The sequence below is a fragment of the Fluviispira sanaruensis genome (assembly GCF_004295685.1).
In the GTDB taxonomy this organism is placed as follows: domain Bacteria; phylum Bdellovibrionota_B; class Oligoflexia; order Silvanigrellales; family Silvanigrellaceae; genus Silvanigrella; species Silvanigrella sanaruensis.
Genome location: NZ_AP019368.1, coordinates 994,873 through 1,008,088 on the forward strand (window position 1 = coordinate 994,873; position 13,216 = coordinate 1,008,088).

The 13,216-nt window shown below is 32.0% G+C and carries 14 protein-coding genes; 6 read left to right on the plus strand and 8 right to left on the minus strand.

Annotated features, from left to right (window positions below; genetic code table 11):
• Positions 1 to 85 precede the first annotated feature (85 nt).
• Together EZS29_RS04330 and EZS29_RS04335 are read left to right on the plus strand one after the other, a co-directional pair.
• Entirely contained in the window at positions 86 to 1,618 is a 1,533-nt protein-coding gene (locus EZS29_RS04330; RefSeq protein ID WP_172603770.1) for a tetratricopeptide repeat protein, read from the plus strand.
• A 74-nt stretch (positions 1,619 to 1,692) separates the two neighbouring features.
• A complete protein-coding gene (locus EZS29_RS04335; RefSeq protein ID WP_130606944.1) occupies positions 1,693 to 2,100 on the plus strand; it encodes a hypothetical protein in 408 nt (135 codons plus the stop codon).
• A gap of 52 nt (positions 2,101 to 2,152) precedes the next feature.
• Here EZS29_RS04335 and tsf read toward each other — a convergent pair whose 3' ends face one another.
• On the minus strand, positions 2,153 to 3,097 hold the full coding sequence (gene tsf / locus EZS29_RS04340) for a translation elongation factor Ts (protein WP_130606947.1): 945 nt from the start codon (positions 3,095 to 3,097) through the stop codon (positions 2,153 to 2,155).
• Between the two features lie 66 nt (positions 3,098 to 3,163).
• Positions 3,164 to 3,955: a 30S ribosomal protein S2 gene (rpsB, locus tag EZS29_RS04345; RefSeq protein WP_130606949.1), complete on the minus strand. Its 792-nt coding sequence runs from the start codon at positions 3,953 to 3,955 to the stop codon at positions 3,164 to 3,166.
• A 325-nt stretch (positions 3,956 to 4,280) separates the two neighbouring features.
• On the opposite strand from rpsB, the gene thrS reads away from it, so the two are divergent.
• Positions 4,281 to 6,230 carry a threonine--tRNA ligase gene (gene thrS, locus EZS29_RS04350; RefSeq protein ID WP_130606951.1) on the plus strand — a complete coding sequence of 650 codons (1,950 nt, stop codon included), beginning with the start codon at positions 4,281 to 4,283 and terminating at the stop codon, positions 6,228 to 6,230.
• Positions 6,231 to 6,385: 155 nt separating this feature from the next.
• A complete protein-coding gene (locus EZS29_RS04355; protein ID WP_130606953.1) occupies positions 6,386 to 6,883 on the plus strand; it encodes a peptidylprolyl isomerase in 498 nt (165 codons plus the stop codon).
• A 398-nt stretch (positions 6,884 to 7,281) separates the two neighbouring features.
• Here the strand turns inward: EZS29_RS04355 and EZS29_RS04360 are convergent, their stop codons facing one another.
• The 6 genes from EZS29_RS04360 to EZS29_RS16200 all read right to left on the minus strand — a co-directional run bounded on the left by EZS29_RS04360 (position 7,282) and on the right by EZS29_RS16200 (position 11,816).
• Positions 7,282 to 8,562, minus strand: coding sequence for an MFS transporter (locus EZS29_RS04360; protein ID WP_130606955.1), 1,281 nt, complete (start codon positions 8,560 to 8,562; stop codon positions 7,282 to 7,284).
• A gap of 54 nt (positions 8,563 to 8,616) precedes the next feature.
• Positions 8,617 to 9,282, minus strand: coding sequence for a 2OG-Fe(II) oxygenase family protein (locus tag EZS29_RS04365; protein ID WP_130606957.1), 666 nt, complete (start codon positions 9,280 to 9,282; stop codon positions 8,617 to 8,619).
• Positions 9,275 to 9,946, minus strand: coding sequence for a 2OG-Fe(II) oxygenase (locus EZS29_RS04370; RefSeq protein ID WP_130606959.1), 672 nt, complete (start codon positions 9,944 to 9,946; stop codon positions 9,275 to 9,277). The genes EZS29_RS04365 and EZS29_RS04370 overlap by 8 nt, the downstream gene beginning before the upstream one ends.
• Positions 9,937 to 10,800 carry an SAM-dependent methyltransferase gene (locus EZS29_RS04375; RefSeq protein ID WP_130606961.1) on the minus strand — a complete coding sequence of 288 codons (864 nt, stop codon included), beginning with the start codon at positions 10,798 to 10,800 and terminating at the stop codon, positions 9,937 to 9,939. The genes EZS29_RS04370 and EZS29_RS04375 overlap by 10 nt, the downstream gene beginning before the upstream one ends.
• Positions 10,801 to 10,810: 10 nt before the next feature.
• The gene (locus tag EZS29_RS04380) at positions 10,811 to 11,587 is read right to left on the minus strand and encodes an SAM-dependent methyltransferase (protein WP_130606963.1); all 777 of its coding nucleotides are present in this window, start codon (positions 11,585 to 11,587) and stop codon (positions 10,811 to 10,813) included.
• Positions 11,588 to 11,690: 103 nt separating this feature from the next.
• Complete coding sequence (locus tag EZS29_RS16200) at positions 11,691 to 11,816, minus strand: hypothetical protein (protein ID WP_281276306.1); 126 nt, start codon at positions 11,814 to 11,816, stop codon at positions 11,691 to 11,693.
• Between the two features lie 802 nt (positions 11,817 to 12,618).
• Between EZS29_RS16200 and EZS29_RS16315 the strand changes: the two genes are divergently transcribed.
• Together EZS29_RS16315 and EZS29_RS16320 are read left to right on the plus strand one after the other, a co-directional pair.
• A complete protein-coding gene (locus tag EZS29_RS16315; protein ID WP_130612752.1) occupies positions 12,619 to 12,717 on the plus strand; it encodes a winged helix-turn-helix domain-containing protein in 99 nt (32 codons plus the stop codon).
• 84 nt (positions 12,718 to 12,801) lie between these two features.
• A complete protein-coding gene (locus EZS29_RS16320) occupies positions 12,802 to 13,110 on the plus strand; it encodes a transposase (protein WP_425460366.1) in 309 nt (102 codons plus the stop codon).
• Positions 13,111 to 13,216 lie beyond the last annotated feature (106 nt).

A 13,216-nucleotide genomic window follows, 5' to 3' on the forward strand; every position in this document is an offset into this window, starting at 1 on the left:
TCCTTCTCACTCATTTCTCAGTTGCTGTCGATATTGCTTAAGAAATTTGATTTTTGCCATCTTTATGAAAGAAAGGTCATTTTTGATGACTGTTGGCAATCTCGATCATCTAAAAGCAGTTGTGATAGATGATCAATTAAATATGAGAAAAGCAGTGAATAGAATTCTCGAAAAAACGGGGCAATTCACTGTTGAAGATTTTCCCAATGCTCGGGATGCGATTTCTTTTTTAAAAACTCACAGTGTAGATATTGTGATAACTGATATTTATATGCAGCAAGGTGACGGTTTCGAGGTTCTTGCTTTTATCCGCAATCGTACTATGCAAAACGATATTCCAGTTTTATTTTTTTCAGGAGAAGCAACAAAAGAAGATATTATACGGAGCGTAGACTTAGGAGTGTCTGATTATATTTTAAAACCTTTTGAGACAAATGATATTATCCAAAAAGTAATAACTTTAATTGATAAGTATAAACACCCTCCGGAAGATATTAAAACTTTAAGAAATGCTGAAAAATTGTATTTAAATGAAAAGTATCAAGAGGCAAAAAATGAGTTTTTAAAAATTATAAATGGAGGAAAACTAAGTGCGCAGCTTATGTGTGGATTAGCGCTTGCTGAATCAAAGCTAGGCAATGTGACAAAGTCTCTAGAATACATAAAAGAGGCAATAAAAATAAATAGTATGTATTTTCCAGCGTATTCAACTGCGGCAGATATTTTGCTTTCCCTGAAAAGAAAAACGGAAGCAATTCCATATTTAGAAAAAGAATTAAAAATAAATGCAAAACAACCACATAGAAGAATTCTTTTGGCTGATCTCTACTTAGAACAGAAAAAAACAGAAAGCAGTGATTTAGCCTTGTCACATATGAAACTAGCATTACAAGATAGTCCAAGTGATGAAATCGTTTTATTAAAATATGCAGATATTATGAAAATTATGGGGAATTTTGAAAAATCAGTTCATTATTGCATGAAGGCAAGAAGGCAAAATCCATCAAGTACTAAATCGATTATGCAGTTGGCAAATATGTATATTTCTGAAGGTAAAGAAATAAAAGCAGTTGGGTTGTTTACGGATTTAATTAATAAGAATTCAAATCAATATGATATTTATTTGTGTCGATCAAAGATATACGAAAAAATGGAAGATTTTGAAAAAGCTATGTCAGATCTTAATAAAATTCCGACTACAAATCATCATTTGCGAGTCGAGGTTTTAAAAGCAAAAGGTCGGGTATTTGCTAAAATGAACAAACTTCCAGATGCAATTGCCGCATGTGAAGAAGTTGCCAGCATGGAACCCACTGCAGACAATTTAGCAAGAGTTGGTTTATTATTTATTAGAATGAAGAATTATCGCAGTGCGCTCGGTTGGTATGAGCAATCGACAATTATGGAACCCAATCATTCAAAATACATTTATAATTTAGGTTGTTGTTATGAAGCACTACGAGATAAAGCAAAAGCAATTCAATGCTATGAACTTTCATTAAAACTTGATCCTCAAGCACGTGAAACTCAAGTAGCGTTAGCGCGTATGAAAGGAAAAGCGCTTCCTTCTAACTTGAATAATCAAAAAAATTCTAAATTTCCGCAAAAAGCAAGTTAATATTTATTTGTTTTGCATTCTCCTTTTTTTTCTCATATATTCCTTTTAGAGTGATTATTCTATGGGGTAAAAGTATGAATCATAATAAAAATTCTGAAAATGAAAAATCAGAGAAAAAGAAAAATCAAAATGATGACGAACATCAAAAATGGTTTGCTCAGGGAGATCTGCAAGATTTAGCTAAAATTGGCGGAGATATTCTTAAGAAAACTGTTGCCACTGGTATGGATGTCATAAAAGAAGTTAAAGATAATTTCCCAAAAGATGCGACCCAATTTATTGTAAAAGGTAAAGATGAAATTATAAAAGGTCTCACGCAAGAGATGGCTAAAAGTATGATCTCGTTTGGAATAGAAAAGTTTTTTTCTGTTGCGCGACAACATAAGGTCGAATTTACAATTCGTATCCGAAGAAGCGAGCATAAAGAAAATAAAGGACGAGTTATAAGAAAAAGATCCAAATTGGATATAAAAAAAGAGTGAGTTATTTATAAGGTAACTCACTCTTTTTTATTGAACTGAAATAAAGCTTTTTTTAGCCTTTTGCAGCCGCTGCGACAGTTGCAGCAACTTCAGCAGCAAAGTCTTCAGCTTTCTTTTCAACGCCTTGACCAAGTTCAAGACGAACAAAAGAAGAAACTTTGAGATCGGCAATTCCAAGTTTTTTGCCTGTTTCAGCAACATAAGCTGCCACAGACTTGCTGTCATCTTTCACAAAGAGTTGATCGACTAGGCAAATTTCTTTGAACCATGTCTTAATGCTGCTTGGAACGATTTTAGCAAGAGCTGCTTCTGGTTTACCTTGTTGAAGGAATTTATTGCGGATGATTTCTTCTTCCGCTTTCACTGTTTCAACAGGAATTTCTTGTTCATTGAGGTATTGTGGCTTCATAGCTGCAGCTTGCAATGCAACATCTTTACCAAGTTCAACAAGAGCTTGGTTGCTGCAATGTGCTTCGATTCCTGTGCCAGAAAGTTCAACTAAAACACCAATTTTACCACCGCCGTGAACGTAGGAAGTGACAAAGTTTTTGCCCGAACCAACGCGTTCAAAACGACGTACTGTGATGTTTTCGCCAATTTGTGCAACGAGTGAAGTTGCTGCTTCTTTCACAGAGCTTGAGGAGTCATATTGACTTGCAAGCAGTGCATCAAGATTTTCTGGTTTGGTTTTGCTAATAAGTGTTTGAAGATTATTAACAAAAGCTTGGAAACCATCATTCTTTGTTACAAAGTCTGTTTCACAGTTTACTTCGAAGACAAAACCTACATTGTTGCCATCAACAACAGTTGTAACAACGCCTTCACTTGCGGCACGCGAAGCTTTTTTCGCTGCTGTCGCAAGACCTTTTTCACGAAGAATGACAACTGCTTTTTCCATGTCGCCTTCAGCGGCATCGAGAGCTTTTTTACAATCGCTCATTCCAGCTAAGGTCATTTCACGCAATTCTTTAACCATTTGTGCTGTTACTACGGCCATTTTATATTCCCTATTTTTAAAGTTAAAAAAGAAAGAAAGGTGCTCCATTCGGGGCACCCTTTTTATTTAGTTTGCTTCGTCTTCATCGCGAGATTTAAGACGTTTCACCTTAACTTGGGAGCGTCCACCTTCAGAAGAGAAGGAGGAGTCTTCTTTAGTCAATTCAGATCTACGGCGTTGTTTGCCTTCGAGAGCTGCATCGGAGATAAGGCTTGCATAAAGCTTAATAGCTTTAAGGCTATCGTCGTTTCCAGGGATAATATAGTCGATGCCATGTGGATCGCTGTTTGTATCTGTAACTGCGATAACTGGAATTCCAAGACGGTTTGCTTCTGCAATCGCTGTGAATTCTTTTTTAGCATCGATTACAAAAATAGCAGAAGGAAGACCTGGCATATTTTTGATTCCGCCGAGTGAACGCTCAAGCTTAATGCGAAGGCGCTCTTTAAGAGAAACTTCACGTTTTGTAATGCTTTCGTAAGTTCCGTCATTAGCCATTTTTTCAATACGTTTAAGCTTAGTGATGCTTGAACGTACAGTTTGCCAGTTAGTCATCATACCACCGAGCCAGCGGTGGTGAATGTGGAACATTCCTGCTCTTTCTGCTTCTTCTACGATAATTTCTTGAGCTTGTTTTTTAGTTGCAACAAAGAGGATATGTCCGCCATCTGCTACAGTTTGCTCAACAAAAGAAAGTGCATCTTTAAAGAGTTTTTGTGTTTTTTGAAGGTCGATAATGTGAATGCCATTGCGCTCACCGTAAATAAACGGACGCATTTTTGGGTTCCAACGGCGAATTTGGTGACCAAAGTGAACGCCAGCATCTAATAAGTCGCGCATTTGTACTTCAACAGTCATACTTAACTCCTGCTTGGTTATAATGGTTTTAACCCCTTGTATTGCCACGGATTTATTAAATCCACCAAGCATCTGGCAACACAGAGAATGCTCTAAAACAGGCACACATCTTAAACAATTTTTTGTCAATGAAGTCAAGATGAAAACTGCAAGTCATTGAGCTAGAGACATATATTAGAAAAGCAGCAATTTAAAGGGATATATTTTTTTAATAATGAAAAACATGATTTACCTGTTTATAAAATTTGTATAGTCTCCAGTGGTTAATTCTCGTGGCCGCACACCCACACTGTATGTGGGGAGCGATAAGTAAAAGGAGTCGTTTGTGAGTTCAACTGTACAAGTTTTTTTACCTGATGGATCATCCCGTTCCCTTTCAACCCCCGCAACTATTCTTGACCTTGCAGCAAGTATTGGTTCTGGTTTAGCTAAAAGCGCAATTGCCGGAAAAATAAATGGGCAGTCTGTCGACCTCGATACCCCTTTAACGAATGGGGTAAAAGTCGAAATCATTACAGATCGTACTAAAGAAGGTGTTGAAATTATAAGACATTCCACTGCGCATATCATGGCAATGGCTATTCAAGAGCTCTTCCCTGGAACGCAGATTACGATTGGACCTGTGGTAGAAAATCAATTTTATTATGATGTTTACCCTAAAGAAGGAACTAAAATCGGCACAAACGATTTCCCTCTGATCGAGAAAAAAATGCAGGAAATAGTTGCTAAAAATATTCCTGTGAAAAGAAGAGTTGTGAGTAAAGATGAAGCTGTGGCTCATTTTTCCAAACTCGGGGAAAAATTTAAAGTTGAAATAGTAGAAGCCTTGCCTGAAGAAGGCGAGATAAAAATCTACGGAATAGGTGAGTGGGATGACCTCTGTCGTGGTCCCCATGTTCCTGCTACGGGCAAACTCGGGGCATTCAAACTGATGAGTGTTGCGGGTGCATACTGGCGCGCAAATAAAGACAATGAACAACTCGTCCGTATATATGGAACCGCTTGGGCAAATAAAAAAGACCTCGATGCTTATTTAAATATGCTAGAAGAAGCAAAAAAACGTGATCATATTTTACTTGGGCGTCAACTCAATCTCTTCACATTAATGAGTGACATTGCCCCGGGTGCAGCGTTCTTTTTTCCAAATGGAGCTAAGCTTTTTACCCTTTTGCAAAATTACATTCGAGTGAAATGGGCGAAATTTGGTTTTCAAGAAATCCAAAGTCCACAAGTTATGAATGTTAACTTATGGAAGGTCAGTGGACATTACGAAAATTATCGTGAAGATATGTACGTTTTTAAAGATGATCATGATGATGAATTTGGAATTAAACCCATGAGTTGTCCTGGCCACGTGCGCATGTTTATGGTGGGACAAAAATCCTATCGCGATTTACCGTTACGTTATGGTGAGTTTGGCATTGTGCACCGCAACGAATTAAGCGGAACATTGCATGGGTTGACTCGTGTGCGTCGTATCACACAAGATGATGGTCATATTTTTTGTATGCTTGGACAAGTTCAAACTGAAATTGTTTCCGCTCTACAATTTGTCAAAGAAGCTTATTCAGAACTTGGCTTTAATGAAGTGACTTATATGCTTTCTACACGCCCAGACAACCGTATGGGTGCTGAGGAAGTATGGGATATAGCAGAAAAGGCTTTGGAAGATTCTTTAAAAGAAGCACAAGTTCAATACAGCATTAACCCAGGTGACGGTGCATTTTATGGTCCGAAAATCGACTTTAAAGTGAAAGATGCCATTGGCCGTATGCATCAATGTGCAACGATCCAGCTTGATTTTTTGATGCCAATGCGTTTTGGTGCAACTTACCAAGCAGCTAATAATACACAAGAAATTCCCGTAATGATCCACCGTGCTGTGTTAGGTTCTATTGAGCGTTTTATGGGCGTATTTATTGAACACTGTGCAGGCCATTTCCCATTAGGATTTGCTCCTATTCAATGCCGTGTCGTAACAGTTACAGAAGCACAGGAAGATTATGCGCGTAAAGTTTCTCAGTACTTGAAAGAAAATGGTGTGCGTGTGGAAACAGATTTCAGCAACGACAAGCTGGGTGCTAAAATCCGCGATGCTCAATTGCTGAAAATTCCATACATGCTTGTTATTGGCGACAAAGAAGCGCAGACAAACACATTGACTGCAAGGTATCGGGACGGAAAAAACCTCGCTCCCATGTCACCAGAAGATTTTTTAACCCATGTTAAAAGCGAATGCGGGTCTTTTTGGGGAATTGATACTAATCAAAAATAAAGATTTGTTTTCCAAACTGAAATTGATTATGTCAATTGAGCAGATTTTCAGCTCCATAAGGGAGCTCTCATGTTATTCAAAATAAAATCTGTGGATTAAAAATATCTACAGATTTTTACTCCCTAAAAAACAATTAGGGTCAGGAAAGGCGTAAAATGACTTTAGTAAAAATGATTACAAATCTGGGTGAAATTACAATTGAACTCGACGATGAAAAAGCACCTATGACAGCTTCAAACTTCGTTAAATATGTTAAATCTGAGCATTTTGATGGCTCTATTTTTCACCGAGTGATTCCTGGATTTATGATCCAAGGTGGTGGATTTACTGTTGAAATGAAAGAAAAGAAAACAAATAATCCAATAGAAAATGAAGCAAAAAATGGTCTAGGTAACGAACGTGGCACAATTGCTATGGCACGGACCAACGATCCACACTCTGCAACAGCTCAGTTCTTTATTAACTTAACAAATAACGATTTTCTAAACAACCGTGGAGCTCAATGGGGCTATGCGGTCTTCGGTAAAGTGACTGAAGGAATGGATGTTGTCGACGCTATTGCTAAAGTCAAAACAGGCCGTCATGGTTTTCATGACGATGTGCCAACAACTCCTGTGATCATCGAATCAGCGAGAATTGTTGAGGCGAATTAATATAATTCATCTGTGAAAAGTTTTAGGAGCCTATTTGTATTAGGCTTCTTTTTTATTATTTTTATTGTGCTTTCAGACATACTATACAGAATAACAGAGTGGATCTGGTGCTTTCGCAAAGTACGCGACTACCTTTTTTAGAAAACTATTCTCCTCCTCTAAGCGGGCATTTTTACGTTTTAATCTTGCAAATTCTGCTGCTTTGGGCTTTTTATTTTCTAAAGCTTGGCCTCATTGTTCTCGTTTAGTACGCCAAGAATAAAGCGTTGGTAATGGGATATCGAGATCTCTGGCTGCCTGTGCCACACCATCCATACCTGAACTCCTTTTCAATTAAAAAAGAAGTTTTAATGCAATTTATACTTCTTTGTCAGATGGTTTTAAATTTGCGCCTACAATTAATCTACTTTATCTATAGAATTTTTCCTTTTATTAAGAATAAGACTTTTAGCGGTGTTTTCTTGAAAAAATAGTAATAAATAAATAATAATAAAAGGTATAAATATTAAAACATAGTAAGGTATATACTTTACTAAAAATCCGCTCATTAAAGAAATTATTGCCATTGAGAAAGTAGATATTTGATATTGTTTTGCGGAAACATCAGAGATTTCATCGATTTTAAAAGTTCGCTGAGTCGCAAACATGCCTAATGAAAATACAATATTTGAAAAAATATGAGCTGAAATTATTAATATGATTGATATATAAATATTATCTATAAAGTAAATAACTAAATACATCAAAAGGAAAAGAAAATTACATTTTATAAAAACTGATTTATTATTATAGAATTTTTCAAACATATAATTTTTAATTAACATAGGACCTATGATTTGACCAATCGTTTTTGCTAAAATAAACAAAAGAGCAGGTGTTAGATTTATTCCTAATATAAGAATATTGGAACCGTATTTATTTCCAATAGTTGGAAGAAGAGATATTGAAGGAGTGGTTGCTATAGGTAAATATATAAGGATTAAAAATGGATACTTTTGTTCTATAGAAAAATTTTTAAGAAATAAAATACGCCTATTTAAAAAACGATTATTTTTATTAAAAGAAAAATTTTCAGTAATAATTAAATTTTTAATGCTAATGTTCTTTTTTGTAAAATAAGCTATAACATATATAAATGAAGAAATTACATATGCCAATGAATTAATCAGTAGATAATTTTCTGTATTAAAGTAGGCATATAATAAAGTTCCGATAAATGTTCCAATAATTATATTTATAGAAAATAAATATACATCTAACTTAGACGCTAATGGTAAATAATTTTTATCTGTAAATACTCTTTTTATATATATTTGCGAAATTGGATAGATAAATCCAGCAATAAAAGCTGAAATAAACTCAGCGAAAAGTAGTAAAATAATTTGATTATTATTTATTCCAAGGATAGGTAAAAATAATGAAAATGCCCCTAATAATTGAATTGCAACACATAAAAAAATTATATTTACTTTTTTTGATAAATAACTTCCAATTTGACTCGAAAATAATCCTGGTATTGTTGCTAGTGAAAAAGCTAATGTAAAGTATAGTGGAGAAGCATCAATCCTAGCCAAGTGGCCATAAACAGCTACTTGAGTTAGTCCTATTCCAATTTGCATAATTAGACTTGCGATAGCAAAATAAAAAAAATTAATATTTATACATAAAAACTTAAACATAAAACGCCTCTAGCTGTTGATATTTTGAAAAAATAAATTATAAAAACTTTAGATTTATCGTTTATCAAAATCAACAATTAAGGCATAACGTGTCCATCCATTTAAAACAGCACTGACTGAGTGCCATGAAAACTGTGAAATTTGAAAAGCAAAGAACAAATTGAAATATGGGCTTACTTTTTTCACTTCAGCTTCTTCAGAAGCACTTTTATTTCGAACCTGACCGACAGAATTTCTATCATTATTTAAGATAGAAATATATTTTTTGTCATATAAAAATAATTCACCACCGAAGGATGGATTCCAATCAGGTGAAAGATAAAATATTACTGTAAAGTCTCTATTTTGATTAAAATCATTATGAATTGGTAATCCTCGAAATGAAGGATCGAACTTATATACTTGAGGATATTTATAATATTTTGATCTTGATATATTTAAGTTAAAACTATTATAAATAAATCTTAAAAAATCATCAGAATAAACAAAGTTATAAAACTCTTTATCAGCAAATAAAGCGTAATTATATCCAGTCTTATGCAGTTTATAATTTGAAGATGGTATGCATGAAGCTTTTTGATATAAAGATAAAGCATATTCTCTATTGAAAAAATTTTCGATATATAAGTGATTAAATGGTTTAGATTCTTGTTTAAAATTTGAGTAAATTAAAGAAGATAATTGATTTTTATTATGTTCATTTTGAATTATTTCAACCATAAAACTGTCCTGAAATTGAGCATCTCATATTATTTCCAGCATTATTTGATACCGAATTAACTTTATGCAAGGTTTTAGATTTAATAAAAATAGCACGGTCTTTTTTGGGGGGAATTGAATAATAAAACTTTTGATCATTGATTAAATCAGAATAAAAATTATTATCAAAAAATATTTCAGAATTTTTTAATTTATCATTATTATATTTTTCTATTTTATTTGAAACTAACAACTCCCCTCCCCATTCAGTTTTCCAATTGTTATGGCAATAATAAATAAACGCACCCAATGAATAACCGTCATCGTGCCACTGCAAAGATGAATTAATGGGATAGATAAATGGTTTTAAATAATACCACTTCCAATTTTTTCCAATATATAAATCAACAAATTCGTTGTGTTTATTCAATTCATCAAATAATATATCTATAGAGAGTCCAGTTGGATAATTATTTATAATATTTTCATGTTTATAAGTAAATGTTTTAGATTCTAATGGAGTTCCATCATTCGGATGAAAAACTTTTTTCCATTTTGAATTATTAACAAATGTAAAATCTAAATTTTGAAAATATTTCCAAACTTTTTCACGGAGATCCTCTCCTAAAAAATTATCAATAATACAAAAATTTTTTTCTAATAAAATATCCTCTTTTAGAGCCACTTTACATTTACCTTTTTTTCTTTAGATTTATAAGATATATTCAAAGTCTTATTCTTTTTTGAATTTGGAATATAGACATATGAATGACACCAATGTGTTGTTTTGGAAAAACAATTTGATGATAACACTGTTTCATCATCAAGATAGGCATCAAAATAAAAATGAATAAGATTATACTTACAATCTCCATCAGGAATTAATTTAATATTAGTTGAAAATGAACTGTCATGATCAACACCAAAGGTATATTCTTTGATTAAAAATGGTGTAGATATTTTATTTTTAATACAATCATTAATTATTGATGTTCTTATTTTATTCGAAAATAAATTTTTTAAATCTTCTGTAGATTCCTTTAAATAATCATATTTTGAAAAATTAGAAATAATGCTATTTAAATAAATTTCGACTCTTTCAGAATTTAAAAACTGGTAGTATAATTTTAATTTTTTAGGGACAATGCTTGAAATGGATTTATGTCTCTTGTAAAAATCATGAGTGAGTTCTACAATATTCTCTTCTGGACCAAGAAGTCCTATTGTTTCTGTTACTAGAATATTAGGCTTAACATCAGATATACAGACTTCATAAGATGATTTATTTATGCATTTAACATTGCTCCATTTCTGAGTTAAAAATTTCTCTGAAAATTCTGAAGCGTCTTTAAAATATTCTATTGAATATACTTCTTTTGCGCCAATTTCTAAAGCAAATGATGATAATAATCCAGTACCCGTTCCAATATCAACCAGAATAGTTTCTTTGTTAACTTTTCTTTTTATGACTTCTTTAAATAAATTACATCTACTTTCATCCGCAAGCATTCTATTGTGGTATAATATTTGCATATCCATGATATAAACTCTATGAATGTTTTAAATTATTGAGGTATTTAAAATCAATATTTTTTGGTTTTTCAGCTTGAATGTACAATGTGGAAGAAAAATTAATATATTTTCTCATTTCTTCAATATTTTTTAGCTGAGTACTATAAATTATAGATTTATCATTATTAATTGTGAAATTAGATCCACTAGAGACTAAATTTATTACTTTATCTTCTTGATAAAAATTTAAAAGTTTAAGTTTTAAAATTTCCAAATTATTATCTTTTGAGGGATCCCTGTACCATGCTTTTCGAGTTCCGACAGAGCATATATGATAAAGGAAAATATCTAATTGGGGATCAATTTGAATATTTAAAAGAACAAATCTGTTCGCATCCAATAACATAGAACCACGTGCAATGGGATCTCTAGCTAAATCAATCATCATCCAATCAAAGCTTGATACTCCAGGAAAAGCATTTACTTTATAATTGTATTTATTTTTTTGTTTTAAAAGCATGCTAACAATAGTTACCCCAATCATGGGATGACCTGGAATTGCGAGAGATACTTCTTCATATTCTTTTTTTGTTTCAATTATATAATTTAATATCCTGTCATAATTTTCTTGATCAGCATTTCCATTACTATATAAATATAAAATATTCTCATTTATAATTAACATTTCTTCTAATTTTTTAGAAATTGAAGCTGAGGCAAGTGTTAAAACTTTTGGAGATTCTTGTAATTTATTTTTTGCGGCAATAGTTAAATCTAAATCAGGGTCCAGACCAACACCAATCACGTTTATCATTTCATTTCATCCATAATATTTACTATTTTCAAAATTATAAAACACATACAAGACATTAATATTAAAAATTATATCCCATATGTGTTAAAATAATTAGTATTATTTATTCGTAATCTTCTAATATGTCTTGAATATCTTCCGGAATGGCTGCAAGGCATCTTGGACCAAATTCAAGGGGTTCGTCATTTGCAAGACTATCGCTTATATCAGAAATGTTTTTTTCAACCATAATTAAATCTCCTTCAAAAGGTTAAATTAAATTTGTAAAAGTAATGCAATAATATTTATTAAAAATAACAAAAATTAATAATACATTTTTTATTTTTCAAATTCAATATTTTTAAATATTATCTTTGTTTTAAGCTATAAGTTTAAAATATTAAATAAAAAAATACAAACACTTAAGAAATATACCGGCCGGTAAATATTAATTACAGTTATTCTTTAATTTTGTCAATAGATAAATACTGAATAAGCGCAGTCCGAAAAGTTTCTTCCAAAGAATAGATACCCAAAAGATTAAAGTGATTTTAAAAAGTAAAATAGAAGAAAATTTTATAAATTAAAATTCTTTGTGTAAAAGGTATGCAGCACTTCATCTATACTTGAAATAATAAAAGAGTGTTGCATATGCCAAAGATAGTAACTCATTTTAATTAAACTTTAAAGAGACTTCTTAAGAAAAAATTAGCGACGCAACTTCTAAGGAATCTTTCTATAATTTTGCTCTTTTTAATGGATATTAGAGTAAATTTAACATCAATGGAATTGAAATGTAGCCCAAAAAACGTATAACAAACTTTCAGAAAACTTAATTCGAATGGAATAATGAATCTTTTAGAAAAGCCGCGTACTGGTAGAAAAAGTTTGTTAAACCCGATTGGATTTTGAAATTAAAAAGTCAGTTTATTTTACAAAATTCTTAGGAATAGCATGCAAAAGTTTTTCATGTTAAAATTATAAAAAATCTTATATATAAGAATAATGGTAAGAAGTTTAGCAGATCTGGCATTTATTAATTTTGCAATAAAATAGGTTTAAGAAAAGTCAAACCGAGACCAGTGCACGTTAAAAATGATCCAAAAGTTATTGCAGAATGGAGAAAAAATTTTCCTAAAGTTTTAGATTAAGAAAAAAATAAGTTTCTGGATAAAAAAGTTTTTCAATATTATCAAAATGAAATTAGATATTGACAAGAGACAATCACTTCAGGAATTTGGAGTGCAAAAGGGATTCGCGCTGAGTATAAAAATGAAAATAATTATTTAAATTCATGGATATATGGAGCAATAAATATTAATACTGGTAAAAGACTCAAATTAGTTCTGCCAACTTTAAACAGTGAAAATATGCAGATAATTTTGAATATTTTCTCAGGAAAAAAAAAGAGAAGTGAACATGTTCTAATGATATTGGATGGCTCAAAAGCGCATAATAATTGTAAGATTGTTGTTCCGAAAATTATTACTTTACACTTTCTTTCTCTCTATATGCCTCAATTAAATCATATTGAAAGATTGTAGTGTTACTTAAAAAACAAATCATTTATCATTTAGATTATACAAAAAAATAGATAATATTATTCAAGCTGGGAGAAATGTATGGGATAAATTAACCGATGAAATTTTC

What these genes read in the sequence shown, in the direction of transcription:
- EZS29_RS04335 (WP_130606944.1), top strand. Translation starts at nt 1,693, where the DNA reads ATGAATCATAATAAAAATTCTGAAAATGAAAAATCAGAGAAAAAGAAA.
- EZS29_RS16200 (WP_281276306.1), bottom strand. Translation starts at nt 11,816, where the DNA reads ATGGTTGAAAAAAACATTTCTGATATAAGCGATAGTCTTGCAAATGAC.
- EZS29_RS04330 (WP_172603770.1), top strand. Translation starts at nt 86, where the DNA reads ATGACTGTTGGCAATCTCGATCATCTAAAAGCAGTTGTGATAGATGAT.
- EZS29_RS04375 (WP_130606961.1), bottom strand. Translation starts at nt 10,800, where the DNA reads ATGGATATGCAAATATTATACCACAATAGAATGCTTGCGGATGAAAGT.
- EZS29_RS04355 (WP_130606953.1), top strand. Translation starts at nt 6,386, where the DNA reads ATGACTTTAGTAAAAATGATTACAAATCTGGGTGAAATTACAATTGAA.
- EZS29_RS04365 (WP_130606957.1), bottom strand. Translation starts at nt 9,282, where the DNA reads ATGGTTGAAATAATTCAAAATGAACATAATAAAAATCAATTATCTTCT.
- tsf (WP_130606947.1), bottom strand. Translation starts at nt 3,097, where the DNA reads ATGGCCGTAGTAACAGCACAAATGGTTAAAGAATTGCGTGAAATGACC.
- EZS29_RS04360 (WP_130606955.1), bottom strand. Translation starts at nt 8,562, where the DNA reads ATGTTTAAGTTTTTATGTATAAATATTAATTTTTTTTATTTTGCTATC.
- EZS29_RS04380 (WP_130606963.1), bottom strand. Translation starts at nt 11,587, where the DNA reads ATGATAAACGTGATTGGTGTTGGTCTGGACCCTGATTTAGATTTAACT.
- rpsB (WP_130606949.1), bottom strand. Translation starts at nt 3,955, where the DNA reads ATGACTGTTGAAGTACAAATGCGCGACTTATTAGATGCTGGCGTTCAC.